The following is a 25,951-nucleotide window of genomic DNA, read 5'->3' on the forward strand; positions in this document are numbered from 1 at the left end:
TTAAATCAATAAGTTCTATCAATTATTTTAGAGCATCTATTCTTAAAACTGGCATTTACTTCAACTGATTGACTAAACATGCGACAATGATCGGCACTGTCGGCTTAATTCTCTCGCTAAATCAGGATATTAACTGCCCATGAAGGGTAAATACAAAGCCGCGATTGCGCTCTTATTGCTGTTGATTTTATTGCCGCTGACGCTGCTGATGACGCTCGCCCAGTGGGTACCGACCCTCGCCGGTATCTGGTTGCCTGTCGGTACACGTATCGCCTTTGAGGAAAGCCCCAAACTGACCCGTCACGCGCTGGTGATCCCCAATCTGCGCTATCTGGTTGAGGATTGCGAGATTGCCAGGGTTGAAAACGCCACGCTGTCGCACCCCAGCCGCTGGAATCTGGATATTGGTGCGCTTGAACTTAACACGGTGTGCCTCAGTAAAATTCCCCAGTCTGCCCCCTCAACCGTTGCGCCAAAAACCCTGGCACAATGGCAGTCGGTGCTGCCTAATACCTGGCTCACTATCCGCCGTCTTACCCTGTCTCCCTGGCAACAGTGGGAAGGGGAACTGCATGCCTCACTGACGCCTGCGGTACAGGCGGTGACCTACAACGGTGAGCAGGTCAGTTTCAAAGGGCAGTTACGCGGCCAGACTCTCTCGGTCAGTCAGCTTGATGTACAACTCCCCGGCCAGGTGCCGCCCGTAAAGCTGGTGGGTGAGTTTACCCTGCCGCTGGTGCCGGATGGCGTGCCGGTGAAAGGCCATGCGGTCGCGACTTTTAACGTGCCACAGCTCACCTCGCTGGTCGATGCCGATCTGGACTGGGAGGAGAATCAGGGGCAACTGCTGGTGATGGCGCGGGACAACCCCGATCCGCTGCTCGATTTACCGTGGCAGATCACGGCACAACAGCTGAATATCAGCGACGGGCGCTGGAACTGGAACCTGTCCGGCATGCCGATGAGCGGCCGCGTGGGTCTCCGGGTGGATAACTGGCAGCAGGGGCTGGAAAAAGCCGCCTTTACCGGACGCCTCAATGTTCTGACTCAGGGCGATGCCGGGAAGGGTAACGCCGTGCTGAATCTCGGGCCGGGCAGGCTCAGCCTGGAAAACAGCGACATGCCGCTTCACCTGAGCGGCGAGGCCAAACAGGACGATCTGGTGCTTTACGCCAGACTCCCGGCCAGACTGACCGGCAGCCTGAACGATCCGCAGCTTGCCTTTGAGCCTGGTGCGCTGCTGCGTTCGCGCGGACGCATTATTGATTCGCTGGATATCGACGAAATTCGCTGGCCGCTGGCGGGCGTGAAGCTCACGCAAAAGGGCGTGGATGGTCGTCTGCAGGCGATTCTGCGCGCCCATGAGAACGAGATGGGAGATTTTGAACTCCACCTGGACGGCCAGGCCAACGACTTTTTACCCGATAACGGCCTGTGGCAGTGGCGTTACTGGGGCAAAGGTGGCTTTACGCCAATGAACGCGCGCTGGGATGTGGCCGGAAAAGGCGAATGGCGCGACAAACTCATCGAGCTGACCGCGCTCTCAACCGGCTTTGACAAGCTGCAGTACGGCACCATGGAAGTCAGCAAACCGCGTCTGGTGCTGGATAAACCGGTACGCTGGGTTCGTGACCCTGTCACGCCGACATTTAGCGGTGCGCTGTCGCTCAATGCCGGAGAGACCCGTTTTGCGGGCGGCAGTGTGTTGCCCCCGTCGGTGCTGACCTTCAGCGTTGACGGAACAGACCCGACGATATTCCAGTTCAAAGGCGATCTGCATGCCGAGGCCATCGGCCCGGTGCAGGTCAACGGTCGCTGGGACGGGGAACGCCTTCGCGGTCAGGCCTGGTGGCCAAAACAATCCCTTACCGTGTTCCAGCCACTGATCCCGCCAGACTGGAAAATGACGCTGCGCGACGGTGAGCTCTATGCGCAGGTGGCCTTCTCTGCCGCTGCCGATCAGGGCTTTGAGGCTGGCGGCCACGGTGTACTGAAATCCGGTAGCGCCTGGATGCCAGACAACCAGATCAACGGTGTGGATTTTGTGCTGCCGTTCCGTTTTAGCGAGGGTACCTGGTCGTTGGGCACGCGCGGCCCCGTTACGCTGCGCATTGGTGAAGTGGAAAACCTGGTGACCGCGCGCAACATCACCGCAGACCTGCAGGGTGACTACCCGTGGAGCGAGGAAAACCCGCTGCTGCTGACCAACGTCAAGGTGGAGACCCTCGGCGGGAAAATCACCATGCAGCAGCTCAGAATGCCGCAGCATGACCCGGCGCTGCTGCGCGTGGACAATATCTCCTCCAGCGAGCTGATCAGCGCCATTAATCCTAAGCAGTTTGCCCTGTCTGGCCCGATAAGCGGGGCGCTACCTTTCTGGCTGGACAATGAAAAATGGATCATTAAAGATGGCTGGCTAACCAACCCGGGGCCGATGACGCTGCGTATTGATAAAGACACCGCTGATGCCATCGTTAACGATAATATGGTTGCAGGGGCAGCGATTAACTGGCTCCGCTATATGGAAATTTCACAGTCGTGGACAAGACTCAATTTAGATAATCTGGGTGAATTAACCATGCAGGCGACCCTCAAAGGCACCAGCCGGGTTGATGGCAAAAGCAGTTCCGTAAATCTTAACTACACCCATGACGAGAACGTCTTTACTCTCTGGCGTAGCCTGCGCTTTGGAGACAATCTACAAACCTGGTTTGAGCAACACGCGGCGCTACCTGGTATCCGCAATTCGACTGGCAAGGAAAGTGAGGAACAACAATGAAAATGAGGGCTGGTGTACTCACCGTCGCCGTTGCCGCGCTCTTGACCGGCTGTACGCCGCGCATTGAAGTCGCTGCGCCGAAGGAGCCGATCACCATCAATATGAACGTCAAAATCGAACATGAGATCCACATTAAAGTCGATAAAGACGTTGAAACCCTGCTGAAATCGCGCAGCGATCTGTTCTGAGGACGCCATGAAACGATTAGCTCTGATGTTACTGGCGCTGGGCATGAACGTGCAGGCGGCAACCCTGACCTTAAACGAGGCCCGGGCGCAGGGGCGTGTCGGGGAAACCCTGAGCGGGTATCTTGCCCCGGTGAAACAAGACCCCGAAACGCTGGCGCTGGTGAGCCGCATCAACGCGGCGCGTACGGAAAGCTACCAGAAGCTGGCGGACAGCAATAACCTGCCGGTTGATGAAGTGGCGAAGATGGCCGGGCAGAAGCTGGTGGCCCGCGCGCAGCCGGGAGAATACGTGAAGGGCATTAACGGAAAATGGCTGAAGAAGTAATCAGCGAAAGCGCTTGCGGTACTCGCCCGGTGAGACGCCAAAACGCTGCTTAAACGCCGTTGAAAAATGGCTATGGTCGGCAAATCCCCAGCTGTAGCCAATTCCCGCCAGCTTTTCCTCGTCGCTGGCGGAGCGTAACACCTGCGCGCACAGATCCAGCCGACGATTTTTGATGTACTGCGCTACCACCAGCCCCTTATCGGCAAACATGCGGTACAGGCTGCGCACCGACATGCCGCTCTCTGCGGCAATCCAATCCGGACGCAGGGATTCCGACTGAATATGGTCATCAATCAGTGACAGAACGTTCCTGAACTGGCGCTCCTTACGCGGCTGCACCGCGTCGCGCTGCTGAAACGCCGGGCGGAGGAGGCAGATCATCGCTTCCAGCGCGGCTTCGCTCTCCCGGTCACTCAGGTTGGCATTTCCCATGCTCTCCAGTAGCAGGCGATGGCTTAGCTGTACGGTTGGCAACGAGCGGGAGAGCGCGAGGGCGCAGCTTACCTCCTGAAAACGACACTGCTGCTCAATAATCTGACGGGGAACCAGCAGGGAAATCTGTCGGGATTTTTGCTGCCAGTTGATGGAGCAAGGACGAGCGGCATCAAGAAGCGTAATGTCGCCGACGTTCAGCACCGCGCGGCGATCGTCCTGCTCAATCTGCGCGCTGCCTTCAAGCTGGAACACGGTATAAAACCAGGCATCATTGCTCTGAGCGATCTCCTGACGGGAGCGGAACAGGTTAACCCCGCCTGCGGTGACGGTGCTTAACTTCAGGCTTCGGGCGTAGCTGGTTTCCAGCTCGCCGAAGAATTCCCCCTCTAAAGGACGCGCGTTAAAGCGCCCGCAGACATGGTTAATTTGCGCCAGCCACTGCTGATACCGTTCCTGTTCGCTTACACATGCCATCGTTTATCTCGCTGCGCCATCAATGTTTTCGCATTGTTGCATTTGTGTTGCGTTTTGTCAGAGTCATGAGGCTGACTATAGGAAAGAACACTCACCGGTAACAGCGTTATAAGGCGGAATTATCACGAATTGCGGCACCTGTCACAGGTGGCAAAGCGAATGTCACACAGACAAAAGCGGGAATGCGAAAGGCCTCTTAGACTGCAGTAACACCCTACGAATAATAACGAAGGAGTACCCTATGTCTGAATCACAGGTCGCCATCCAGCCAGGCGTACAGCAGTTTCTGGACCGACATCACGGGCTGTGGATTGAGGGGCGGCAGGCCGCGTCGGAGAGTGAAAAACGGTTGAATATTTATAACCCGGCCACCGGGGAGGTTATCGCCTCTACGGCAGATGCCAGCGTCGATGATGTCGACCGCGCGGTGATGTCCGGCTGGCGAGCCTTTGTCGCCCGCACCTGGGCCGGGAAATTACCGGCAGAGCGCGAGCGCATCCTGCTGCGCTTTGCCGACCTGGTGGAGCAGCACAGCGAGGAGCTGGCCCAGCTTGAAACGCTGGAGCAGGGGAAATCCATCAATATTTCCCGTCTCTTTGAAGTGGGTTGCACCCTGAACTGGATGCGCTATACCGCCGGGCTGACCACCAAAATAACCGGCAAAACGCTCGATCTCTCCATTCCCTTGCCGCAAGGTGCACGCTATCAGGCGTGGACGCGTAAAGAGCCGGTGGGCGTGGTGGCCGGGATTGTGCCGTGGAACTTCCCGCTGATGATCGGCATGTGGAAGGTGATGCCTGCGCTGGCAGCGGGTTGCTCTATCGTCATTAAGCCGTCAGAAACCACGCCGTTGACCATGCTGCGGGTGGCGGAACTGGCGAGCGAAGCCGGTATCCCTGACGGTGTGTTTAACGTGGTGACCGGAAGCGGCGCGGTGTGCGGTGCAGCGCTGACCTCGCATCCGCATATTGCCAAAGTGAGCTTCACCGGCTCCACGGCGACGGGGAAACAGATTGCCCGCGCGGCGGCGGACACGCTGACCGGCGTGACGCTGGAGCTGGGCGGCAAAAACCCGGCCATCGTGCTGAAAGACGCCGATCCGGCGTGGGTGATTGAGGGGCTGATGACCGGCAGCTTCCTTAATCAGGGCCAGGTCTGCGCCGCGAGCTCGCGTATCTATATAGAAGCGCCGCTTTTTGACACGTTGGTCAGCGGGTTTGAGCAGGCGGTGAAATCCCTGAGCGTGGGGCCGGGCATGTCGCCGGAGGCGTTTATCAACCCGCTGGTGTCCCGCGCTCACTGCGACAAGGTGCAGACCTTTCTGGATGAAGCAAAATCGCGCAATGCAGAGCTGATCACCGGTAACCGTGGCCCGGACGGAAAAGGGTATTACATCTCGCCGACGCTGGTGGTCAACCCGGATCCGGGACTCCGGCTGACCCGCGAAGAGGTATTCGGCCCGGTGGTCAACCTGGTACGCGTAGCCGATGGCGAAGAGGCGCTAACCCTTGCCAACGATACCGAATATGGCCTGACCGCCAGCGTCTGGACGCAGAATATCAGTAAGGCGCTGGAGTATACCGACAGATTGCAGGCGGGTACCGTCTGGGTGAACAGCCATACGCTGATTGACGCCAACCTGCCGTTCGGCGGCATGAAGCAGTCCGGCACCGGACGCGACTTCGGCCCGGACTGGCTGGACGGCTGGTGTGAAACCAAATCGGTGTGCGTGCGCTATTAATAAAAGCAAAAGGCAACCGGGAGGTTGCCTTTTTAGTGTTTGTTCCCTCTCCCGTGGGAGAGGGTCAGGGTGAGGGCATCAGGCCCTGGCGGGTTAGTTTTACAGCGACCACCGATCCCGCCCGGCCTCTTTCGCGCGGTACAGCGCCGCATCGGCGCGGGCGATCAGTTCCGGGCCCGCCAGGCCCGGTGCAATTCCTGCAATCCCCATGCTGACGGTCACATGCTCACTGACTTTGGACGTACCGTGCGGTATCGCCGCCGCGCGCAGGCCGTCCTGAATGCGGCGGGCAACCTGCTGTGCAACGTTCTCCGGGCAATTAAACAGGATCACCACAAATTCTTCTCCGCCGTAGCGTGACACCACATCGTCCGGGGTGCGCACGGCCTGCTTCAGCACCTGCGCCACGCGTGTCAGACAGTCGTCACCGGCCTGATGTCCGTAGGTATCGTTGTAAAGCTTGAAATAATCGATATCCAGCATGATCAGCGAGAAGGCTTTATTCTGCTCAACGGCATTCTCCAGCACCACTTCCATCATCCGGCGATTGGCGGTTTTGGTGAGGGGATCCTGGTGTGCCAGCGCATCTAGCCTGGAGATTAACAGCTGGTTTTGCTGATTCCGCCGCCAGGCCTCGTCAAACCAGCTTAACAGGATAAACCGCCCGCAAAGCATAATCAGCGTGAATACGCTCCAGATGGTGACAAAGCGAAGATTAAGGCCATCATTCAGCACCCAGCTGGCGACCGGCAGGGTGAGCCAGAGCGGGAGCACAAACGAGAGTAATCCCTCCGGGTAAAAATAGAGCGCCGTCAAACCGGAGAGCAATAAAATCACGCACAGCGGCCAGACGTGGGGAAGGTGCAGGGCGGTAATGAACCAGTAACTGCACATCGACCAGAAGGCACTGCAGACAAACAGCACTACGCTTATCCCGGCGATACGGCGCCAGGCCATCAGAATTAATGCAGCGGACAGTATAATAATGCCCAGCATTGAGGCATCGACAATCCGGGTCAGGTGTTGTGAACCGGGGTACAGCACCGCGCTGTTTTCCAGCAGGATGTGGCGCAGCAGGATCATCAGGGCAAAGCTGACGTTTACAAAGGCCAGCCAGGGCAGGTTCATCGCCAGCCCGTGATGCACCATGGCCTGACGTGTAGGCCAGGTGGCTCGTTCGGGGGGGAGGTTTTTTCTTTTTTCCATTGATGATGTTTACCCCGTCCAGGGAGAAAGAGAAATAAAAGCGGGCGGGTAAACCGCCCGTAAATCCGTGATGTTACGGCGTCACAATATTAAACCAGAAATCAAACTTATCCATGTAGCCAAGCATGGCATCAAGTTTGGTACTGTCACCGCTGATTTTGACATCGCCACTGTCCTGCGCCTGTTTCAGCGTGATTTCCTTGAGGATGATCTTGTTAAGCGTGTCTCTGTTCAGCGTGAGCGTCGCATCGGCGTCTTTCGCTTCGGCATTGGCCGTGTGATTCAACACGCCGTTTTCCAGCTCAAGCTTATATTTACCTCCATCGCTGCCCAGATCGATATTAAATACCGATTTTGCGTCCCCGGCTTTTTGACCATTAATATGCACAGCCAGATAGTCGAAGAACATTTCCGGCGTCATCGCCCGAACGGTATCAGGGCTTGCCGTGTTTGGCGTTGGGCCTTTCACGACGCCGTTACGCAACTCCTGCGCACCGGTCAGGTAGAAGTTACGCCACGGCCCGGATTCAGCCTGATAGCCGAGCTGCTCCAGCGCATCCGCTTCCAGGTTACGTGCGGCCTGGTTGTTCGGATCGGCAAAGACCACTTTACTGACCACCTGTGCCACCCAGCGGTAGTTACCCTGGTCGTAGTCGGTTTTGGCTTTACTCAGAATGGCGTCAGCGCCTCCCATGTACTCCACGAATTTCTTCGCGGCATCAACAGGAGGAAGCTCATCAAGCGTTGCCGGGTTGCCGTCAAACCAGCCCAGATAAAGGACATAGGTGGCTTTTACGTCGTGACTGACTGAACCATAGTAGCCCCGGTTAGCCCAGGTATGGGCCAGCGAGTCAGGGAGGGTGAAATTCGCGGCGATTTCGTCGCGCGTCAGACCTTCGTTCGCCATGCGCAGCGTCTGATCGTTGATGTAACGGTAAAGATCGCGCTGGCTCTTCAGCAGCTTGACCACATTATCGTTGCCCCAGGTTGGCCAGTGGTGCTGTGCCATGATGATCTCTGCTTTGTCACCCCAGCGGACAATTGCCTGATTGATATACTTCGACCAGGGCAGTGGTTCACGGATTTTTGCGCCGCGCAGCGAATAGGTATTATGCAGCGTGTGAGTGACATCCTCGGCAGATTCAATGACCTTTTTCTCTTCGATATACCAGAGCATCTCTGAAGGCGCTTCTGAGCCCGGTGCCAGCATAAAATCATAGGTCAGCCCGTCGATAACCTCTTTCTGACCATCTTTCTCAATGATGTTGGTCGGTGCGATCAGGGTAACGGTACCGGCAGAGGTCGTGGTACCCAGCCCTGCACCCACCTGTCCTTTGGCATCGGGTTTCAGCAGGTTGCCATACATGTAACTGGCGCGACGGCTCATGACGTTGCCCGCCATGATATTTTCAGCCACCGCGGCTTCCATAAACCCGGACGGGGCATAGACTTTCACTTTCCCGGATTTCACGTCAGCTTCATCCACCACGCCGCGAACGCCGCCGTAATGATCCACATGGCTGTGGGTATAAATGATGGCGACCACCGGCTTTTTACCCCGGTTTTTGTAATACAGATCCATGCCGACTTTTGCGGTTTCTGCTGATACCAGCGGATCGACAACGGTAATTCCTTCTTTACCTTCGATAATCGTCATATTCGACAGATCGAGGTTGCGGATCTGATATACCCCGTCGGTCACTTCGAACAGGCCACTGATATTAATCAGCTGAGATTGACGCCATAAACTGGGATTAACGGAATCCGGTGCTTTATCACCCTCTTTAATAAAGGCGTACTGTTGCGGATCCCAGATAACATTCCCTTGCTCCCCTTTGATAATCTCCTGCGGCAGTGGGGCAATAAACCCTTTATGTGCATTGGTGAAGTCGGTGTTATCGGAGAAAGGGAGTTGGTTGAAAAGGGCATTATTCGCCTGTTGCGTCGCCGCGGTCGCGTCCTTTGGGGCTTCGGCGGAATAAGAGGGACTGACGGAAACGAGAAGCCCAGCCAGAGCAAGACTTCTGACAATCAAATTCAATTTCATCTAAAACCTCTCAGAGAAAGTACTACGTTACGGTGATTAAACGTCGTGTCCTGGCTGAAAATGTTTGAAAAGATGTCATTAGAATGAGTGGTTAAATAACTATAATCAGGCTGAGAGATTCGGCAAATAAATGAATAAAAAACCGGGCATTACGCCCGGTCGGTGATTATTTTTGTTCGTCTTTTTTTCTGCCAAGCGTTGGCGTTTCGTCAAAGAAGTTCCACGGCTTAAGCAATGTATGCACCCATTCCGTTGGCATGATGGGCCACTCTTCCGCGCGGGCAACGTGCGTGGTTCCGGTGGTCATCCAGACCACATCGTCCTGATTAGTGAGTGACTCATTGTCTTTGCTGTACTGACCCAGCCCCGTATCGTGCGTGGAGCGGTTCGGGAATTTCCCTTCCGGGTACATTTCGTCAGGATGGTAACGCGTCACCCACAGCTGTTTATCCATAAAGCTCAGGCGATGGTAGATCCACTCGTCCGGTGCAAACTTCGCGCCCGTGGCTACCGGGTGCGTGCCGCCCGCATAAGGGATGATCTGGTACGAGACCGGGTTCCCCATACGGTTCTCTTTGCGGGTGTTGCTCAGCAGGCGAATGGTACCCGGATCGAATTTCTGCGCCGCCTGCTGTTCGCTATCGATATCGTACTGATTGACCTGCATGGTACTGGTACGCGGGCCGCCAGCCGTGTTCGGTTTCACCTGCGGATCCATCGCCACCAGTTTGTTGTTGATGCCATCCACATCCATATCGAGACGGAAGTTATAGATGTGCTGGTGGGTGGTACCGACGATGTTGTGATCGATTAAGGTGCCGTATCGGGTGTCGTCTTTGGCAGTGGCGTCATGCATCGTTTTGGCCTGCACGCCTTTCACGGCTTCAATCCCGGTGGCTCCGGCATCAATGCCGATGGTGCCGTTTTCGTGGAATACCCAGTCGAAGATGTAATCGTAGTTGCCAACGGTGCTTACCCAGCGCACCACCAGCTCGCGGCGTTCGGTGCTGACGTTTGGCTTGCCCATCTCCTGATGCTTATATTCAGGCCCGGCGTAGCGCTCGAAAATGGCGATGGCGCGTGGGATCTCCATCGGCGTACCGGTGTAATCCGGGATGGTTTCATTGAGCATCACGGCGTTGGACGGCACATCTTTGCCGCGCACCAGCGGGGAGGTCAGGGTGCCCATGCCATAGTCGCCCGAATCGAGATAGGCTTTAAAGTACCAGCCCACATCCGGATCGCCGTAAGGGACGATCATCCCGCCCAGGGAACCCTGATACATGACCTGGCGTTTCTTACCGTTGTCGTTGTACGTGACGGTCGAGATCATCGGCCCCACGCGGGAGTCCAGGCTCAGGTGGAAATCCCAGTTCTGCCAGTGCACCATGTCGCCGGTAATGGTGTAGTTCTTGCCTTCCGGTTCGATGATCTCAAGCGGTTTTTTCGGCGTTTCGATGCGGTCACGGCCATCATACGGACGCGGAGTCATGGGCACCGGAACAACCGCGCCTTCTTCAATTTTCTGGATCTTCTTCTGTTCGAGATCAACCACCGCCACCAGATTCTCAATCGGGTGTGCCCAGTAGTTACCGTCGCCCACATCCAGATAGCTCACCACCTTCAGCAGACGGTCTTCCTGCTTCAGGCCGTCTTTGCCGTCAAAATAGCCGACGGTCAGCGGGGTCGTGATCACGTTCTTCGTATCGCTGATGCCGCGTTTTTTCAGCACCTCAGCAAATTCCGGGCTCTCGTTGATGATTTGCTGCACGGTGGTGAAATCATCCAGCAGCACCATGCCGTGCGCATCCTTCACGGCCTCCCAGCGCAGGATTTTCTTATCCTTCAGATCCACACGACTTTCGATGACATGTTTGCCATCCAGCATGGTGATATTCGCCTGACGCGGGGCATCCACCGCTGTGCCGTTCAGCACAAAGTCCCACACTTTGGCTTTCTCGGGCTCGGCCAGGGCAATCTGGGTGAAGCGGGTGTTCGGTTTAAAATCCTTTGAGGCTTTGACGATCGCCACGGCTTGCTTAATCTCATCCGCCGTTAATGCATTAAGCGGATGGGGGCTTTTCTCAACCTGGAACGTCTGGTCGAGGCCGGACTGGAAGATGTCATTGATAAAGGTGTCCGAGATAAAGGCCTTGTTGTCTTTCATCACTACCGGCACCGACAGCGCAAGGGGTTTGCCGTTAACGATGGCGGTGTTAGCGCCTGGCTTCACCTTTACGAACGCACCGTCTTTCGCAATGGTGAACATCTGTGCGTAATCATCCCATTGTACCTCTGCGCCAAAATCTGCCAGCGTTTTGTCCATTGGGACCATATGCGCCTCACTGCCGTGAGCGAAAACGGGAGATTGCCAGGCACAGCAGAGCGCAACGGCCAGAGCCAGTGCCGTTCTACGGGCAGAAAATGAAGAATTGCTTCTCATCGTAGACCTCATCTTGTTGTGTTTATTGTGTTGTGAGTCTTATCCTGACAGGCGCGTGAAAAAAGCGTTTGCCTGCATCTGCCAGGTTATTTGTCAGTCTTGCCAGGTTAGAAAAAGACCGGGAATAAATCACATGCCGAGCCTTTTCATCTATCCAGGCGCACTGATGAGGCTCCACAAATTGATACGCGCAGTGAACAATTCCCTCTCCCATCGGGAGAGGGTTAGGGTGAGGGGACGTTAGCTGAAATCACCCTGCTGGCGAGCCACCAGCGTCAGAATGGAGTACAACGCCACCGCCTGCTGGTGCTGATTGAAAATCTCAACCGCCCATTCGACCACGCCGGTGGGTTTTTCATCCGCCGTACGCTGTTTCTTCAGGGTTTTACGTTTGCAGGTCAGGCGCACCTGAATGGTATCGCCCGGTTTCACCGGCTCGATAAAGCGCAGGTTTTCCATGCCGTAGTTGGCAATTACCGGCCCCACACCTGCATCAACAAACAGCCCGGCGGCAGCGGAAATCAGGAAGTAACCGTGTACCACCCGCTCGCCAAAGATCGACTCCGCTGCGCCAATTTTGTCCATGTGAGCATAGAAATGATCCCCGCTCAGGCAGGCAAAGTTAACGATATCGGCTTCCGTCAGGGTTCGGCGCGGCGTCAGCAGGCTGTCGCCCGGCTGTAATTCCTCGAAGTATTTGCGGAACGGATGAACGCGATCTTCATGCACCGTCGCGCCGCGTACCCATTGTTTGCCGATGGCGGCCAGCATGGTCGGGCTGCCCTGAATGGCGGTGCGCTGCATGTAATGTTTGACCGCACGCAGGCCACCCAGCTCCTCGCCGCCACCCGCACGTCCGGGACCGCCGTGCACGAGCTGCGGAAGCGGAGAACCGTGGCCGGTAGACTCTTTTGCTGACTCTTCATTGAGGATCTGAATGCGACCGTGTGCCCGCGCTGCACCAGAAATAAACTGGCGGGCGAGCGCGGGATCCGCCGTGACCAGCGTCCCGGCCAGGCTACCGCCGCCCGCGCGGGCAAGCTGCATCGCATGGTCTGCGTGGCGATATGGCATGAGAGTCGCCACCGGGCCGAACGCTTCGGTGGCGTGCACCGCCGGGGTCTCATCCGGCTGCGGGCAAAAGAGCAGGGTTGGCGGGTAAAACGCTCCGGCGGCCTGCAGATCGGCTTTTCCGCCCAGGCGAACCTGGCAGCCTGCGGCCACAAGCTGATCCACTTTCTCCTGCACATCCGCACGCTGTTCGTTGTTGACCAGGGAACCCATTTTTACGCCTTCCTGCGCCGGGTCGCCCACCACCACCTTTTCCAGCCGGGCGATCAGCGCCTGACTTACCGCGTCAATCTGGTGTTGCGGCACGATAATGCGGCGGATGGCGGTACATTTCTGTCCGGCCTTGGCGGTCATCTCACGTACAACCTCGCGAATGAACAGGGCGAACTCGGGCTGTTCCGGCGTCACGTCTTCTCCCAGCACGCAGCAGTTCAGGGAGTCGGCTTCCATGGTGAACGGGATCGCGTTTGCCACAATATTCGGGTGAACACGCAGGGTCTGGCCGGTGCTGGCGGAGCCGGTAAACGTCACCACATCCTGGCTGTCGAGATGGTCCAGCAGATCGCCCGCGCCGCCGCAGATCAGGCTGATGGCGCCGTCCGGCACCAGACCGTTCTCCACGATCGCTTTCACCATCGCCTGCGTCACCTGCGCGGTGGCGGTAGCGGGTTTGATGATCGCCGGCATCCCGGCAAGCCACGTGGGGGCGAGTTTTTCCAGCATTCCCCAGCAGGGGAAGTTGAAGGCGTTAATATGCACCGCCACGCCCGATTTTGACGTCAGCACATGGCGCGCCGCAAAGCCGCCTTCTTTCGACAGCGGGATCAGTTCGTCCTCGGGCCACAGCGTGTCGTCCGGTAATTCACGGCTCCCCAGACTGGCATAGGTGAACAGCGTGCCAATCCCACCTTCAATATCTACCCAGCTGTCGGCCTTTGTCGCGCCGGTCTGGGCTGAAAGAGCATAAAACGTCTCTTTCAGGCTGAGCAGGTGCTTCGCCACCGCTTTCAGCATCGCCGCGCGTTCGATAAAGGTCATGGCGTGGAGCGCTTCACCGCCATGCGTAATGGCATAGCGACGTGCCGCCGCCATGTCCAGCCCTTCGCTGGTCACGCTCCAGAGCGCTTCACCGCTGATGGCGTGATGAATAGTACGTTCGCGGCCCCGGCCAGACTGCCAGACACCGGACAAGAAACTGGCTAACTGCTGCATCTCTTATCTCCACATGTTTCGTTATTTCACTATCAATAGTTTGATCATGAATCATAAAAATCAAGCTGAGTTTTAATGAATTGTTAACAATGTGATCTCAAAGGAAGGTGTGCGGCGGTTGTAGCCCTGATGTGGCGGCCTTTGCACAAAAGCCCTGCGAGCGACATCACAAAATCAGGAAACATTTCTTGGGGGTATATTTAACCTTTGTGTAACTTTTAAAAAACAAAGTGATTCACAATTACGCTTTAAGTTGCAAACCAACGAATCATAAAGGTGATGACGTGACGCAAGAACAACGCTTTGAGCAGCGCATAGCGCAGGAGACGGCGATTGAGCCTCAGGACTGGATGCCGGAAGCCTATCGCAAGACGTTGATCCGCCAGATTGGTCAGCACGCCCACTCTGAAATTGTCGGCATGCTGCCGGAAGGGAACTGGATCACCCGCGCCCCGACGCTACGCCGCAAAGCGATCCTGCTGGCGAAAGTGCAGGACGAAGCCGGGCACGGGCTGTATCTCTACAGCGCGGCTGAAACGCTGGGCTGCGCGCGGGAAGACATCTACCAGAAAATGCTCGACGGCAAGATGAAATACTCCTCCATCTTTAACTATCCGACGCTGAGCTGGGCCGATATCGGCGTAATCGGCTGGCTGGTGGACGGTGCCGCCATCGTCAATCAGGTGGCGCTGTGCCGGACCTCTTACGGGCCATACGCCCGCGCGATGGTGAAAATCTGTAAAGAAGAGAGCTTCCACCAGCGTCAGGGGTTTGAAGCCTGCATGGCGCTGGCGCAGGGAAGCGACGCCCAGCGGCAGATGCTGCAGGACGCCATCAACCGTTTCTGGTGGCCCGCCCTGATGATGTTCGGACCAAACGACGACAACTCGCCGAACAGCGCCCGCAGTCTCGCCTGGAAAATTAAACGCTTTGGCAATGATGAACTGCGTCAGCGCTTCGTCGACAACACCATCCCGCAGGTGGAGATGTTGGGGATGACGGTACCCGATCCCGACCTGTGCTTTGACGAGGAAACAGGCCACTACCGCTTCGGTGAGATTGACTGGCAGGAGTTTGACGAGGTGATCAACGGACGCGGGATTTGCAACCACGAACGCCTGGCCGCCAAGCGCAAAGCCTGGGAAGAGGGGGCGTGGGTGCGTGAAGCCGCACTGGCGCATGCAGAAAAACAACGCGCCCGTCAGGCCGCATAAGAGGAAATCACGATGAGCAATGTCTACTGGCCGCTGTACGAAGTGTTCGTACGCAGCAAACAAGGGTTATCCCACCGCCATGTTGGCAGTCTGCATGCCGCTGACGATCGCATGGCGCTGGAAAACGCGCGGGACGCCTATACCCGCCGCAGCGAAGGTTGCTCGATCTGGGTGGTGAAGGCGAGCGAGATCGTTGCCTCTCAGCCGGAAGAGAGCGGCGAGTTCTTCGACCCGGCGGAAAGCAAGGTCTATCGCCACCCGACGTTTTACACCATCCCTGATGGCATCGAGCATATGTGAGGTCAGGGATGAAAACAGTATCTGCATACGCCCTGCGTCTGGGCGACAACGGTCTGGTGCTCTCGCAGCGCCTCGGAGCCTGGTGCGGACACGCGCCGGAGCTGGAAATCGACCTTGCGCTCGCCAACATCGGTCTCGATCTGCTGGGGCAGGCGCGCAACTTCCTCGCCTGCGCGGCTGAGCGGGAAGGTCAGGGCGATGAAGACACCCTGGCCTTCGGCCGCGATGAGCGTCAGTTTCACAATTTACTGTTGGCAGAACAGCCGAACGGCAACTTCGCCGACACGATCGCCCGCCAGTATCTGATGGACGCGTGGAATGTTGCCCTCTACGAGCGGTTGATCCACAGCAGCGACAGTCAGCTTGCCGCTATCGCCGCCAAGGCGATTAAAGAGGCGCGTTATCACCTGCGCTTTAGCCGCGGCTGGCTGGTGCGCCTGGGAGACGGCACCGAAATCTCGTCGCAAAAAATGCAGCAGGCCATCGACAACCTGTGGCGCTTTACGGCCGAGTTGTTCGAGGCGGATGACGTTGAGCTTGAGCTTATTGAGTCCGGCGTTGCGGTTGATCCGCGCACCCTGCGCCAGCCGTGGGAACACGAAGTGTTTGCCGGACTGCGGGAAGCCACCCTGCGCGTGCCCGATGAGACGGCCTATCGCACCGGCGGAAAACGCGGGCTGCATACCGAGCATCTGGGCCCGATGCTGGCAGAGATGCAGTATCTCCAGCGCGCGTATCCCGGTCAGCAGTGGTAAAGGAGAACGCCATGCAACGTCTTGTCGACATCGCACCCCCACAGGTTCCGCACATCTGGTCCCTGTTAAGCCAGATCCCGGACCCGGAAGTGCCGGTGCTCACCATCACCGATTTAGGCATGGTGCGTAGCGTCACCGCGCAGGGCGAAGGCTGGGTGATTGGCTTTACGCCAACCTATTCAGGCTGCCCGGCGACGGAACACCTGCTTGGCGCCATCCGCGACACCCTGACGGCGCACGGTTATACGCCGGTGCACATTGTGCTGCAGCTGGAACCCGCCTGGACGACCGACTGGATGACCGCCGATGCGCGTGAACGTCTGCGCGCGTATGGCATCAGCCCACCCGTGGGGCACAGCTGTCATATCCACGTTCCCGCTGAGGTGAGCTGCCCGCGCTGCGCCAGCACCGACACCTCGCTTATCAGTGAGTTTGGTTCTACGGCCTGTAAGGCGCTGTATCGCTGTAATACCTGCCGCGAACCCTTCGACTATTTCAAATGTATTTGAGGTTGCCATGACAACGTTTCATTCATTAACAGTGGCAAAAGTAGAACCCGAAACCCGCGATGCGGTGACCATCACCTTCTCGGTTCCGCAGGCGTTGCAGGAGGCTTACCGCTTTCGTCCCGGCCAACACCTGACCCTGAAAACCAGACTGGGTGCAGACGAATTGCGCCGCTGTTACTCCATCTGCCGGAGTAGCGCGCCGGGGGAGATCAGCGTCGCGGTTAAAGCCATTGAAGGCGGGCGTTTCTCTCGTTATGCCCGGGATGAGATCAAACCGGGCATGACGCTGGAGGTGATGGTTCCCCAGGGGCATTTTGGCTATCAGCCACAGCCTGAACGGGAAGGTCACTATCTGGCGATTGCCGCGGGCTCCGGCATCACCCCGATGCTGGCGATTTTATCCGCCACGCTGGCCGCCGAACCGAACAGCCACTTCACCCTGATCTACGGCAACCGCAGCAGCCAGAGCATGATGTTCCGTCAGGCGCTGGCAGACCTGAAGGATAAATACCCGCAGCGGTTGCAGCTGCTTGCCATCTTCAGCCAGGAGCGGCTGGACAGCGACCTGCTTTACGGCCGTATCGACGGTGAAAAGCTGCAGGCGCTGGCAAAAACGCTGATCAACTTCCGCCAGTACGACGAGGCCTTTATCTGCGGCCCGGCCGCGATGATGGACGAGGCTGAAGCGACCTTAAAAGCGCTGGGAATGGCCGAAAAATCCATTCATCTTGAGCGGTTCAATACGCCGGGCACGGCCGTTAAGCGCGCGGTGAGCGTGCAGGCGGAAGGCCAGAAGGTGATCGTGCGCCAGGACGGACGTGACCGCGAGATCGTCCTCACGGCGGACGACGAGAGCATTCTTGATGCCGCCCTGCGCCAGGGGGCGGATCTGCCGTATGCCTGCAAGGGAGGCGTCTGCGCCACCTGTAAATGCAAAGTGCTGCGCGGCAAGGTGGACATGGCGACCAACTACAGCCTGGAGCCGGACGAACTGGCCGCCGGGTATGTGCTGAGCTGTCAGGCGCTGCCGCTAACCGCCGACGTGGTCGTCGACTTTGACGCTAAGGGGATGGCATGAGCGAACTTCTGGTCACCCGTTATGACCGCGTGCTGCAACTCACGCTCAACCGGCCGGCGGCACGCAACGCCCTTAACAATGCGCTGCTGACACAGCTTGCAGAACAGCTGGAGGCGGCGGCAAGCGATAACACCCTCTCTGCCTGTGTAATTTACGGCAGCGAGCGCTGCTTTGCGGCCGGAGCCGATCTCAACGAAATGGCAGAAAAAGATCTGCCTGCCACCCTGAACGATAGTCGTCCTCAGCTGTGGAAGCGGATAGACGCCTTCAATAAACCGCTGATTGCCGCCGTGAACGGTTTTGCACTCGGGGCTGGCTGCGAGCTGGCCCTGCTGTGCGACGTAGTGATTGCCGGTGACAACGCCCGCTTCGGACTGCCGGAAATTACGCTTGGGATCATGCCTGGTGCGGGCGGCACGCAGCGCCTGATCCGCTGCGTGGGTAAATCGCTCGCCAGCAAAATGGTACTGACCGGGGAAAGCATTACGGCGCAGCAGGCCCAGCGAGCCGGTCTGGTCAGCGACATTTTCCCGGCCTCGCTGACGCTGGAATACGCCCTGAAACAGGCAGCGCTGATGGCGCGCCACTCGCCGCTGGCGCTACAGGCGGCTAAACAGGCGCTGCGCCAGTCGCAGGAGGTGCCGCTGCAGGCGGGTCTGGCGCAGGAGCGTCAACTGTTCACGCTGCTCTCGGCCACGGAAGACAGGCGAGAAGGCATCGACGCCTTCTTACAGAAACGTACTCCCGACTTTAAAGGACGCTAATTGTGGAATTTATTCTCAGTCATGTAGAGCAAGGCGTAATGACCCTGACGCTGAACCGTCCGGAGCGTCTGAACAGCTTTAACGATGTGATGCACCAGCAGCTTGCAGAATGCCTGAAGCAGGCCGAGCGCGATGAGACGATCCGCTGTCTGCTGATCACCGGCGCAGGGCGCGGCTTCTGTGCCGGGCAGGATCTGAACGACCGTAACGTCGACCCGAACGGTCCGGCGCCGGATCTGGGGATGTCCGTCGAGACCTTTTATAACCCGCTGGTGCGTCGTCTGGCTGCGCTGCCAAAACCGGTGATTTGCGCGGTCAACGGCGTGGCGGCAGGAGCAGGAGCCACGCTGGCGCTGGGGTGCGACATGGTGATTGCCGCGCGTTCCGCCACCTTTGTGATGGCCTTCAGCAAGCTGGGGTTAGTCCCGGACTGCGGCGGAACCTGGTTCCTGCCGCGCGTGGCCGGACGTGCCCGCGCTATGGGGCTGGCGCTGCTTGGCGACAAACTGAGCGCCGAACAGGCGCACGCCTGGGGAATGATCTGGCAAGTGGTGGATGACGACCAGCTCTCCAGCACGGCGCAGCAGCTGGCGCTGCACTTTGCCTCGCAGCCCACCTTTGGGCTGGGGCTGATCAAGCAGGCGATTAACGCCGCGGAAACCAATACCCTGGACGCACAGCTTGACCTGGAGCGCGATTATCAACGGCTGGCCGGACGCAGCGACGATTACCGCGAAGGCGTGAGCGCCTTTCTGGCGAAGCGCGTGCCGAATTTTACGGGGAAGTAAGATGCTGAACATTCGTACTGTCGCCGTCATTGGAAGCGGGACAATGGGCGCCGGAATAGCCGAAGTCGCGGCAAGCCATGGGCATCAGGTGATGATGTACGACATCGCCTCAGACGCCATTTCCCGCGCCATTGACGGCATTCGCCAGCGCCTGGCCTCCCGGGTGACGCGGGGCAAACTCACTGAGGAGGCCTGTGGGCAGATCCTCGCCCGGCTGACCCCGGTCACGGATATCAGTGCGCTAACCGCGGCGGACCTGGTGATAGAAGCCGCCTCCGAGCGCCTTGAGGTGAAAAAAGCGCTGTTTGCCGAACTGGCGGAGATCTGCCCGCCGCAGACCCTGCTTACCAGCAACACATCTTCTATCTCGATCACGGCGATTGCGGCGGATATCCGTCATCCCGAGCGGGTGGCAGGCCTGCATTTCTTTAACCCGGCACCGGTGATGAAGCTGGTGGAGGTGGTGAGCGGGCTGGCGACCTCGCCGGAAGTGGCCGACGCGCTGTGCGAGCTGGCGCTGAACTGGGGGAAACAGCCGGTGCGCTGCCAGTCAACGCCGGGCTTCATCGTAAACCGCGTGGCGCGTCCCTTCTATTCCGAAGCCTGGCGCGCGCTGGAGGAACAGGTTGCAGCTCCTGAAGTCATTGATGCTGCCCTGCGCGAAGGCGGCGGTTTCCCGATGGGGCCGCTGGAACTGACCGATCTGATTGGTCAGGACGTTAACTTCGCCGTGACCTGTTCGGTGTTTAACGCATTCTGGCAGGAGCGGCGTTTTCTCCCTTCACTGGTGCAGCAGGAGCTGGTGCTGGCGGGGCGACTGGGCAAAAAAAGTGGGAAGGGCGTTTACGACTGGCGCGGCGAATCGCCACAGGTGCCATGGCTCGACGCGGTCAACGACAGCTTTAGCCCAATGCGGGTTGAACGAAAACGTGACGGTGTCACGGAAATCGATGATGTGTTGCTGATTGAAACGCAGGGCGAAACCGCTCAGGCGCTGGCGCTGCGCCTCAACTGCCCGGTGGTGGTGGTTGATCGCATTGAGCGCGACGTGGCGGTGATTGCGTCGGCGGCCAGCAACCCGCATACCGCGACGCAAAAAGTCATCCGCTACCTGCAACAGCAGGGAAAGCGGGTGGTGCAGATTGCCGATTACCCTGGCCTGCTGGTCTGGCGCACGGTGGCGATGATTGCCAACGAAGCGCTGGATGCGCTGCAAAAAGGGGTCGCCAGCGAAAAAGATATCGATACCGCCATGCGTCTGGGCGTGAACTACCCGTCCGGGCCGATTGCCTGGGGCGCGCGGCTGGGCTGGCAACGTCTGTTAACGCTGCTGGAAAACCTGCAGCGTCATTACGGTGAAGAACGTTATCGCCCCTGTTCACTGCTGCGCCAGCGTGCGCTTCTGGAGAGTAGCTATGAGTCATAACGCCTGGCATAACGCCCGCACCATGTACGAACAGGATGCCTGCGCGCAGGCAATGGGGATGGACATTATCGACATGGACGAAGGTTACGCAGTGGTGACCATGACCATCACCCCGCAGATGCTTAACGGCCATAAAACCTGCCACGGCGGACAGCTCTTCTCGCTGGCCGACACCGCGTTTGCCTACGCCTGCAACAGCCAGGGGCTGGCGGCGGTGGCCTCTGGCTGCACAATCGATTTCCTTCGACCGGGTTTTGTCGGAGACAAGCTGACCGCCACCGCGCGGGTTAAGCATCAGGGCAAACTGACCGGCGTATATGACATCGAAATTCAGAACCAACAACAGAAAACCGTCGCTCTCTTTCGCGGAAAATCCCACCGCATCGGCGGCAATGTGACAGGAGAAGCCTGATGCGTGACGCATTTATTTGTGATGGGGTGCGAACCCCGGTGGGGCGGTACGGCGGGGCGTTATCCGCTGTACGCGCGGACGATCTGGGCGCCATACCGCTGCGTGCCTTGCTGGAGCGCTATCCGCAGCTCGACCCGGAGCGGATTGATGATGTGATCTTCGGCTGCGCTAACCAGGCGGGGGAAGACAACCGCAACGTGGCGCGTATGGCGTCGCTGCTGGCCGGGCTGCCGCAGACCGTCTCTGGCACGACGATCAACCGCCTGTGCGGCTCGGGGCTGGATGCGGTTGGCTTTGCTGCACGCGCCATAAAATCCGGTGATGGCGATCTGCTGATTGCCGGTGGCGTGGAGTCGATGTCCCGCGCGCCGTTTGTGATGGCGAAAGCCACCGCGGCGTTTCAGCGCCAGGCGGAGATCTTCGATACCACCCTTGGCTGGCGATTTGTGAATCCGCTCATGCATCAGACGTTCGGAACTGACAACATGCCGGAAACGGCAGAGAATGTAGCTGAATTGTTAAATATCAGCCGTGCCGATCAGGATGCGTTCGCGCTGCGCAGCCAGCAGCGTACCGCCCGGGCGCAGCAAAACGGCATTCTGGCGCAAGAGATCGTGCCGGTGCTGGTGCCGGGAAAAAAAGGGACCGTCACGGAGGTCTCTGTTGATGAGCACCCGCGCGCCGACACCACGCTGGCGCAACTTACCGCCCTGAAAGCGCCGTTTCGCAAAAATGGCGTCGTTACTGCAGGTAACGCCTCTGGGGTGAACGATGGCGCCGCTGCGCTGATTATCGCCAGCGAGCAGATGGCGCTCGCACAGGGGCTTGTGCCGCGCACGCGGATTGTGGCCATGGCCACCGCAGGCGTGGAGCCACGTCTGATGGGGCTAGGGCCGGTGCCCGCCACCCGTAAAGTGCTGGAGCGAGCGGGGCTCAGTATTAACGAGATGGATGTGATTGAGCTGAACGAAGCCTTCGCCTCGCAGGCGCTGGGCGTGCTGCGTCAGCTGGGTTTGCCGGACGATGCCGCACACGTCAATCCGAACGGAGGGGCCATTGCGTTAGGCCATCCGCTGGGAATGAGCGGTGCCAGGCTGGTGCTGGCCGCGAGCAATGAATTGCATCGACGCCACGGGCGCTACGCGCTGTGTACGATGTGCATCGGTGTGGGTCAGGGCATTGCCATGATCCTTGAGCGTGTTTGAGCGAACAATAATGTGAGTACCCTGCGATGATAAATACAACAAAGCTTGATCCGATCGAAACCGCGTCCATTGACGAATTACAGGCGTTGCAGACCCAACGTCTGAAATGGACGCTGAACCACGCCTATAACAACGTGCCGATGTACAAACGTAAGTTTGATGCCGCGGGCGTTCACCCTGACGATTTCCGCGAACTGGCCGATATTCGCAAGTTCCCGTGCACCACCAAGCAGGATCTGCGCGATAACTATCCGTTCGATACCTTCGCCGTACCGATGGAGCAGGTGGTGCGTATTCACGCCTCCTCCGGCACAACCGGGAAACCGACCGTCGTGGGCTATACCCAGGGCGACATTGACAACTGGGCCAATCTGGTGGCCCGCTCCCTGCGTGCCGCCGGGGGCAGCGCGAAGGACAAAATCCATGTGGCCTATGGTTATGGTCTGTTTACCGGCGGGCTGGGCGCTCACTACGGTGCCGAGCGTTTAGGGGCCACGGTGATCCCGATGTCCGGCGGCCAGACCGAGAAGCAGGCGCAGCTGATCCGCGATTTTAAGCCGGATATGATCATGGTGACGCCTTCCTACTGCCTCAACCTGATTGAAGAGCTGGAGCGCCAGATGGGCGGCGATGCCAGCGCCTGCTCCCTGCGCGTGGGCGTGTTCGGTGCCGAGCCGTGGACCCAGGCGATGCGTCATGAGATCGAAAAACGGTTAGGCATTACGGCGCTGGATATCTACGGCCTTTCGGAAGTGATGGGGCCGGGCGTGGCGATGGAGTGTCTCGAAACCGCCGACGGCCCGACCATCTGGGAAGATCACTTCTACCCGGAGATCGTCAACCCGAACGACGGCACCCCGCTTAATGACGGCGAGCAGGGCGAACTGCTGTTCACCACGCTGACCAAAGAGGCGCTGCCGGTGATCCGCTATCGCACCCGCGACCTGACCCGTCTGCTGCCGGGTACCGCCCGCACCATGCGCCGCATGGACAGGATCAGCGGTCGCAGCGATGACATGCTCATTATCCGCGGTGTGAACGTCTTCCCGTCGCAGCTGGAAGAGGAGATTGTGAAGTTTGAGCATCTCTCTCCGCATTACCAGCTGGAGGTGAACCGTCGGGGGCATCTTGATTCACTTTCTGTAAAAGTGGAGCTGAAAGAGAGCAGTCTTTCGCTGACCCACGAACAGCGCTGTCAGGTCTGCCATCAGCTGCGTCATCGCATAAAATCGATGGTCGGGATTTCCACGGACGTCATGATCGTTAACTGCGGCAGCATCCCGCGCTCGGAGGGGAAAGCCTGCCGGGTGTTTGACCTGCGTAAAGTGGCGGCCAACGGTTGAATTATCCTCATTCTACGTTCCCTCTCCCACAGGGAGAGGGTGTATTGAGTTCCCTCTCCCTGTGGGAGAGGGTTAGGGTGAGGGTCTATCCAGGATTCGTATGCTATGATTCATCCAGGACAAAAACACCAACAGAATGAATCACATGAAACTCGACGCCTTTATTCAGCATGCGGTCAGTTCGGTTCCCATCAGCGGGACGTCGCTAATCTCCTCGTTATACGGTGACGCGCTTTCCCATCGCGGCGGCGAGATTTGGCTTGGCAGCCTGGCCGCGTTGCTCGAAGGGATGGGCTTTGGCGAGCGCTTCGTGCGAACCGCGCTGTTTCGGCTCAATAAAGAGGGCTGGCTGGATGTCTCCCGCATCGGGCGTCGCAGCTATTACCGCCTGAGCGACAAAGGGCTGCGTTTAACCCGCCGGGCGGAGAATAAGATCTACCGCGCGGAGTTGCCCGCCTGGGATGGTAAATGGCTGCTGCTGCTCTCCGAAGGTCTCGATAAAACCACGCTTGCCGATGTGAAAAAACAGCTTATCTGGCAAGGATTTGGCACGCTGGCGCCCAGCCTGATGGCTTCGCCCTCGCAGCATCTGGCGGATGTGCAGTCGCTGCTTCATGACGCGGGCGTGGCGGAAAATGTCATCTTCTTCGAAGCCCATTCACCGCTGGCACTTTCCCGCGCGGCGCTGCGTTCCCGCGTTGAGGAGTGCTGGCAGCTGACCGAACAGAACGCGATGTACGAGACGTTTATTCAGTCGTTCCGTCCGCTGCTGCCGCTGCTGAAAGAGGCTACGCCGGAAGAGCTTACGCCAGAGCGTTGCTTCCACATCCAGCTGTTACTGATCCACTTTTATCGTCGCGTGGTGCTGAAAGATCCGCTGCTACCAGAGGAGCTACTGCCTGCGCACTGGGCGGGTCAAAGCGCACGACAGCTTTGCATCAACATCTATCAGCGTGTGGCACCGGGAGCGCTGGCGTTTGTCAGCGAGAAAGGCGAAACCTCGGTGGGTGAACTGCCCGTGCCCGGCACGCTTTATTATCAACGCTTTGGTGGTCTTGCGACCGCATAAGGAGTGAGGATGCCTGTTTATCAAATTGACGGTCTGACGCCGGTGGTGCCAGACGAGAGCTATGTCCACCCGACAGCGGTGCTCATTGGCGATGTGATCCTGGGGAAAGGTGTGTATGTCGGCCCCAATGCCAGCCTGCGCGGCGACTTTGGCCGTATTGTGGTGAAAGATGGCGCGAACATTCAGGATAACTGCGTGATGCACGGCTTCCCGGAGCAGGATACGGTGGTGGAAGAGGACGGCCATATCGGCCACAGCGCCATTCTGCACGGCTGTATTATCCGCCGCAACGCCCTGGTAGGGATGAACGCGGTGGTGATGGATGGGGCGGTGATTGGCGAAAACAGCATCGTCGGCGCGGCGGCGTTTGTGAAGGCGAAAGCCGAGATGCCCGCTAACCATTTGATTATCGGCAGTCCGGCGAAAGCGATTCGTGAGCTGAGCGAACAGGAACTGGCATGGAAGAAGCAGGGCACGCGCGAGTATCAGGTGCTGGTGGAGCGCTGTAAGCTGACGATGTATCAGGTGGAGCCGCTGCGCGAAGAAGAGCCGGGACGCAAACGACTGACGTTTGATGAGAATTTACGGCCGAAATCGGCGGTGTAGCGTGGGGAATGTATATTACCGGGCAAGGGAGCATCCTGTGACATTACTCATACGACAAGCAACATCAGCAGATTCAGTATTACTCAGTGAACTGGGCTATCGCATCTATCCCGCGCACTTTAAGCATCTGTGGAAGTCGGAATCAGAGCTAAACGATTTTCTGGAGTCAGAATATTCTGTTGCGGCGATAGAACAGAGTCTGAGAGACAGCGGCACAAGCTGGTATGTGGCGGACCTTGATCAGCCGATTGGTTTTATGAAACTGACATGGGAAGCTACAATCCCTGATACCGACATCAGCGGTGTGCTTCTTAATAAACTCTATCTTGATCCGACTAAGACGAGTAATCACTACGGTCAGAGCATGTTTAGCAGCGTCATCGAACTTACCCGAAGTCATGGCAAAAAATTTCTGTGGCTCGAGGTGCTTGAACAGAATGAACGTGCCCGGCGATTTTATGAAAAGCAGGGGATGCGGTTTATCAAGGATACGGTCTTCGAAACAGCGTCGCAGCGGAGTGTATTGAAGATCATGGGAATGGAGTTATAGCTTTCCTTTGC

23 protein-coding genes are annotated in these 25,951 nt (G+C 58.0%); 18 read left to right on the forward strand and 5 right to left on the reverse strand.

What is annotated here, in order from left to right; all coding sequences use genetic code 11:
- Nucleotides 1-139: 139 nt before the first annotated feature.
- The 3 genes from ACMWKA_RS18680 to ACMWKA_RS18690 are packed head-to-tail and all read left to right on the forward strand — an operon-like array spanning nucleotide 140 to nucleotide 3,292.
- Nucleotides 140-2,779: a YdbH family protein gene (locus ACMWKA_RS18680; RefSeq protein ID WP_414760491.1), complete on the forward strand. Its 2,640-nt coding sequence runs from the start codon at nucleotides 140-142 to the stop codon at nucleotides 2,777-2,779.
- A complete protein-coding gene (locus ACMWKA_RS18685; protein ID WP_020688201.1) occupies nucleotides 2,776-2,967 on the forward strand; it encodes a YnbE family lipoprotein in 192 nt (63 codons plus the stop codon). Before ACMWKA_RS18680 ends, ACMWKA_RS18685 begins: the two co-directional genes overlap by 4 nt.
- A 7-nt stretch (nucleotides 2,968-2,974) precedes the next feature.
- The gene (locus tag ACMWKA_RS18690; protein ID WP_028028066.1) at nucleotides 2,975-3,292 is read left to right on the forward strand and encodes a YdbL family protein; all 318 of its coding nucleotides are present in this window, start codon (nucleotides 2,975-2,977) and stop codon (nucleotides 3,290-3,292) included.
- On the opposite strand, the gene feaR is transcribed toward ACMWKA_RS18690, so the two are convergent.
- Nucleotides 3,293-4,201, reverse strand: coding sequence for a transcriptional regulator FeaR (gene feaR / locus ACMWKA_RS18695; RefSeq protein ID WP_414760492.1), 909 nt, complete (start codon nucleotides 4,199-4,201; stop codon nucleotides 3,293-3,295).
- A 241-nt stretch (nucleotides 4,202-4,442) separates the two neighbouring features.
- Here feaR and ACMWKA_RS18700 point away from each other — a divergent pair, with 241 nt between their 5' ends.
- Nucleotides 4,443-5,942, forward strand: a complete 1,500-nt coding sequence (locus tag ACMWKA_RS18700; RefSeq protein WP_047023970.1) for an aldehyde dehydrogenase family protein — start codon at nucleotides 4,443-4,445, stop codon at nucleotides 5,940-5,942.
- A gap of 99 nt (nucleotides 5,943-6,041) precedes the next feature.
- Here ACMWKA_RS18700 and ACMWKA_RS18705 read toward each other — a convergent pair whose 3' ends face one another.
- The 4 genes from ACMWKA_RS18705 to paaZ form a co-directional block, all read right to left on the reverse strand.
- Nucleotides 6,042-7,148, reverse strand: coding sequence for a diguanylate cyclase (locus ACMWKA_RS18705; RefSeq protein WP_038419318.1), 1,107 nt, complete (start codon nucleotides 7,146-7,148; stop codon nucleotides 6,042-6,044).
- A 73-nt stretch (nucleotides 7,149-7,221) separates the two neighbouring features.
- Nucleotides 7,222-9,195: an alkyl/aryl-sulfatase gene (locus ACMWKA_RS18710; RefSeq protein ID WP_047352532.1), complete on the reverse strand. Its 1,974-nt coding sequence runs from the start codon at nucleotides 9,193-9,195 to the stop codon at nucleotides 7,222-7,224.
- A 166-nt stretch (nucleotides 9,196-9,361) separates the two neighbouring features.
- Nucleotides 9,362-11,638, reverse strand: a complete 2,277-nt coding sequence (gene tynA, locus ACMWKA_RS18715) for a primary-amine oxidase (RefSeq protein WP_414760493.1) — start codon at nucleotides 11,636-11,638, stop codon at nucleotides 9,362-9,364.
- A 240-nt stretch (nucleotides 11,639-11,878) separates the two neighbouring features.
- Nucleotides 11,879-13,921 (reverse strand): phenylacetic acid degradation bifunctional protein PaaZ, encoded by a 2,043-nt coding sequence (paaZ, locus tag ACMWKA_RS18720; RefSeq protein ID WP_414760494.1) that lies wholly within the window; start codon nucleotides 13,919-13,921, stop codon nucleotides 11,879-11,881.
- Nucleotides 13,922-14,205: 284 nt separating this feature from the next.
- On the opposite strand from paaZ, the gene paaA reads away from it, so the two are divergent.
- The 14 genes from paaA to ACMWKA_RS18790 all read left to right on the forward strand — a co-directional run bounded on the left by paaA (nucleotide 14,206) and on the right by ACMWKA_RS18790 (nucleotide 25,940).
- On the forward strand, nucleotides 14,206-15,135 hold the full coding sequence (gene paaA, locus ACMWKA_RS18725) for a 1,2-phenylacetyl-CoA epoxidase subunit PaaA (protein WP_246931869.1): 930 nt from the start codon (nucleotides 14,206-14,208) through the stop codon (nucleotides 15,133-15,135).
- 12 nt (nucleotides 15,136-15,147) lie between these two features.
- Nucleotides 15,148-15,435, forward strand: a complete 288-nt coding sequence (gene paaB / locus ACMWKA_RS18730; RefSeq protein WP_003857353.1) for a 1,2-phenylacetyl-CoA epoxidase subunit PaaB — start codon at nucleotides 15,148-15,150, stop codon at nucleotides 15,433-15,435.
- 8 nt (nucleotides 15,436-15,443) lie between these two features.
- The gene (gene paaC / locus ACMWKA_RS18735) at nucleotides 15,444-16,190 is read left to right on the forward strand and encodes a 1,2-phenylacetyl-CoA epoxidase subunit PaaC (RefSeq protein ID WP_023621630.1); all 747 of its coding nucleotides are present in this window, start codon (nucleotides 15,444-15,446) and stop codon (nucleotides 16,188-16,190) included.
- A gap of 11 nt (nucleotides 16,191-16,201) precedes the next feature.
- On the forward strand, nucleotides 16,202-16,699 hold the full coding sequence (paaD, locus tag ACMWKA_RS18740) for a 1,2-phenylacetyl-CoA epoxidase subunit PaaD (RefSeq protein WP_038980517.1): 498 nt from the start codon (nucleotides 16,202-16,204) through the stop codon (nucleotides 16,697-16,699).
- Between the two features lie 7 nt (nucleotides 16,700-16,706).
- The gene (gene paaE / locus ACMWKA_RS18745) at nucleotides 16,707-17,777 is read left to right on the forward strand and encodes a 1,2-phenylacetyl-CoA epoxidase subunit PaaE (RefSeq protein ID WP_414760495.1); all 1,071 of its coding nucleotides are present in this window, start codon (nucleotides 16,707-16,709) and stop codon (nucleotides 17,775-17,777) included.
- Nucleotides 17,774-18,541: a 2,3-dehydroadipyl-CoA hydratase PaaF gene (gene paaF, locus ACMWKA_RS18750; protein ID WP_129328302.1), complete on the forward strand. Its 768-nt coding sequence runs from the start codon at nucleotides 17,774-17,776 to the stop codon at nucleotides 18,539-18,541. Before paaE ends, paaF begins: the two co-directional genes overlap by 4 nt.
- The gene (paaG, locus tag ACMWKA_RS18755) at nucleotides 18,541-19,329 is read left to right on the forward strand and encodes a 2-(1,2-epoxy-1,2-dihydrophenyl)acetyl-CoA isomerase PaaG (RefSeq protein ID WP_095439401.1); all 789 of its coding nucleotides are present in this window, start codon (nucleotides 18,541-18,543) and stop codon (nucleotides 19,327-19,329) included. The genes paaF and paaG overlap by 1 nt, the downstream gene beginning before the upstream one ends.
- 1 nt (nucleotide 19,330) lies before the next feature.
- The gene (gene paaH, locus ACMWKA_RS18760) at nucleotides 19,331-20,755 is read left to right on the forward strand and encodes a 3-hydroxyacyl-CoA dehydrogenase PaaH (protein WP_045901087.1); all 1,425 of its coding nucleotides are present in this window, start codon (nucleotides 19,331-19,333) and stop codon (nucleotides 20,753-20,755) included.
- Nucleotides 20,745-21,167, forward strand: a complete 423-nt coding sequence (gene paaI / locus ACMWKA_RS18765; RefSeq protein WP_013096754.1) for a hydroxyphenylacetyl-CoA thioesterase PaaI — start codon at nucleotides 20,745-20,747, stop codon at nucleotides 21,165-21,167. Before paaH ends, paaI begins: the two co-directional genes overlap by 11 nt.
- A complete protein-coding gene (gene pcaF / locus ACMWKA_RS18770; RefSeq protein WP_414760496.1) occupies nucleotides 21,167-22,372 on the forward strand; it encodes a 3-oxoadipyl-CoA thiolase in 1,206 nt (401 codons plus the stop codon). The genes paaI and pcaF overlap by 1 nt, the downstream gene beginning before the upstream one ends.
- 26 nt (nucleotides 22,373-22,398) lie before the next feature.
- Nucleotides 22,399-23,715 (forward strand): phenylacetate--CoA ligase PaaK, encoded by a 1,317-nt coding sequence (gene paaK / locus ACMWKA_RS18775; RefSeq protein WP_023621640.1) that lies wholly within the window; start codon nucleotides 22,399-22,401, stop codon nucleotides 23,713-23,715.
- A gap of 136 nt (nucleotides 23,716-23,851) precedes the next feature.
- The gene (gene paaX / locus ACMWKA_RS18780) at nucleotides 23,852-24,784 is read left to right on the forward strand and encodes a phenylacetic acid degradation operon negative regulatory protein PaaX (protein ID WP_029883661.1); all 933 of its coding nucleotides are present in this window, start codon (nucleotides 23,852-23,854) and stop codon (nucleotides 24,782-24,784) included.
- A 9-nt stretch (nucleotides 24,785-24,793) separates the two neighbouring features.
- The gene (gene paaY / locus ACMWKA_RS18785) at nucleotides 24,794-25,390 is read left to right on the forward strand and encodes a phenylacetic acid degradation protein PaaY (protein ID WP_414760497.1); all 597 of its coding nucleotides are present in this window, start codon (nucleotides 24,794-24,796) and stop codon (nucleotides 25,388-25,390) included.
- Nucleotides 25,391-25,427: 37 nt separating this feature from the next.
- Complete coding sequence (locus tag ACMWKA_RS18790; protein WP_414760498.1) at nucleotides 25,428-25,940, forward strand: N-acetyltransferase family protein; 513 nt, start codon at nucleotides 25,428-25,430, stop codon at nucleotides 25,938-25,940.
- Nucleotides 25,941-25,951 lie beyond the last annotated feature (11 nt).

Source organism: Enterobacter sp. 03-F-07-AD-ECC, from assembly GCF_047530935.1.
Taxonomy (GTDB): Bacteria; Pseudomonadota; Gammaproteobacteria; order Enterobacterales; family Enterobacteriaceae; genus Enterobacter; species Enterobacter cloacae.

Coding starts and splice junctions, on each gene's coding strand:
- ACMWKA_RS18680 (WP_414760491.1), top strand. CDS start 140: ATGAAGGGTAAATACAAAGCCGCGATTGCGCTCTTATTGCTGTTGATT.
- ACMWKA_RS18685 (WP_020688201.1), top strand. CDS start 2,776: ATGAAAATGAGGGCTGGTGTACTCACCGTCGCCGTTGCCGCGCTCTTG.
- ACMWKA_RS18690 (WP_028028066.1), top strand. CDS start 2,975: ATGAAACGATTAGCTCTGATGTTACTGGCGCTGGGCATGAACGTGCAG.
- feaR (WP_414760492.1), bottom strand. CDS start 4,201: ATGGCATGTGTAAGCGAACAGGAACGGTATCAGCAGTGGCTGGCGCAA.
- ACMWKA_RS18700 (WP_047023970.1), top strand. CDS start 4,443: ATGTCTGAATCACAGGTCGCCATCCAGCCAGGCGTACAGCAGTTTCTG.
- ACMWKA_RS18705 (WP_038419318.1), bottom strand. CDS start 7,148: ATGGAAAAAAGAAAAAACCTCCCCCCCGAACGAGCCACCTGGCCTACA.
- ACMWKA_RS18710 (WP_047352532.1), bottom strand. CDS start 9,195: ATGAAATTGAATTTGATTGTCAGAAGTCTTGCTCTGGCTGGGCTTCTC.
- tynA (WP_414760493.1), bottom strand. CDS start 11,638: ATGAGAAGCAATTCTTCATTTTCTGCCCGTAGAACGGCACTGGCTCTG.
- paaZ (WP_414760494.1), bottom strand. CDS start 13,921: ATGCAGCAGTTAGCCAGTTTCTTGTCCGGTGTCTGGCAGTCTGGCCGG.
- paaB (WP_003857353.1), top strand. CDS start 15,148: ATGAGCAATGTCTACTGGCCGCTGTACGAAGTGTTCGTACGCAGCAAA.
- paaC (WP_023621630.1), top strand. CDS start 15,444: ATGAAAACAGTATCTGCATACGCCCTGCGTCTGGGCGACAACGGTCTG.
- paaD (WP_038980517.1), top strand. CDS start 16,202: ATGCAACGTCTTGTCGACATCGCACCCCCACAGGTTCCGCACATCTGG.
- paaE (WP_414760495.1), top strand. CDS start 16,707: ATGACAACGTTTCATTCATTAACAGTGGCAAAAGTAGAACCCGAAACC.
- paaF (WP_129328302.1), top strand. CDS start 17,774: ATGAGCGAACTTCTGGTCACCCGTTATGACCGCGTGCTGCAACTCACG.
- paaH (WP_045901087.1), top strand. CDS start 19,331: ATGCTGAACATTCGTACTGTCGCCGTCATTGGAAGCGGGACAATGGGC.
- paaI (WP_013096754.1), top strand. CDS start 20,745: ATGAGTCATAACGCCTGGCATAACGCCCGCACCATGTACGAACAGGAT.
- pcaF (WP_414760496.1), top strand. CDS start 21,167: ATGCGTGACGCATTTATTTGTGATGGGGTGCGAACCCCGGTGGGGCGG.
- paaK (WP_023621640.1), top strand. CDS start 22,399: ATGATAAATACAACAAAGCTTGATCCGATCGAAACCGCGTCCATTGAC.
- paaX (WP_029883661.1), top strand. CDS start 23,852: ATGAATCACATGAAACTCGACGCCTTTATTCAGCATGCGGTCAGTTCG.
- paaY (WP_414760497.1), top strand. CDS start 24,794: ATGCCTGTTTATCAAATTGACGGTCTGACGCCGGTGGTGCCAGACGAG.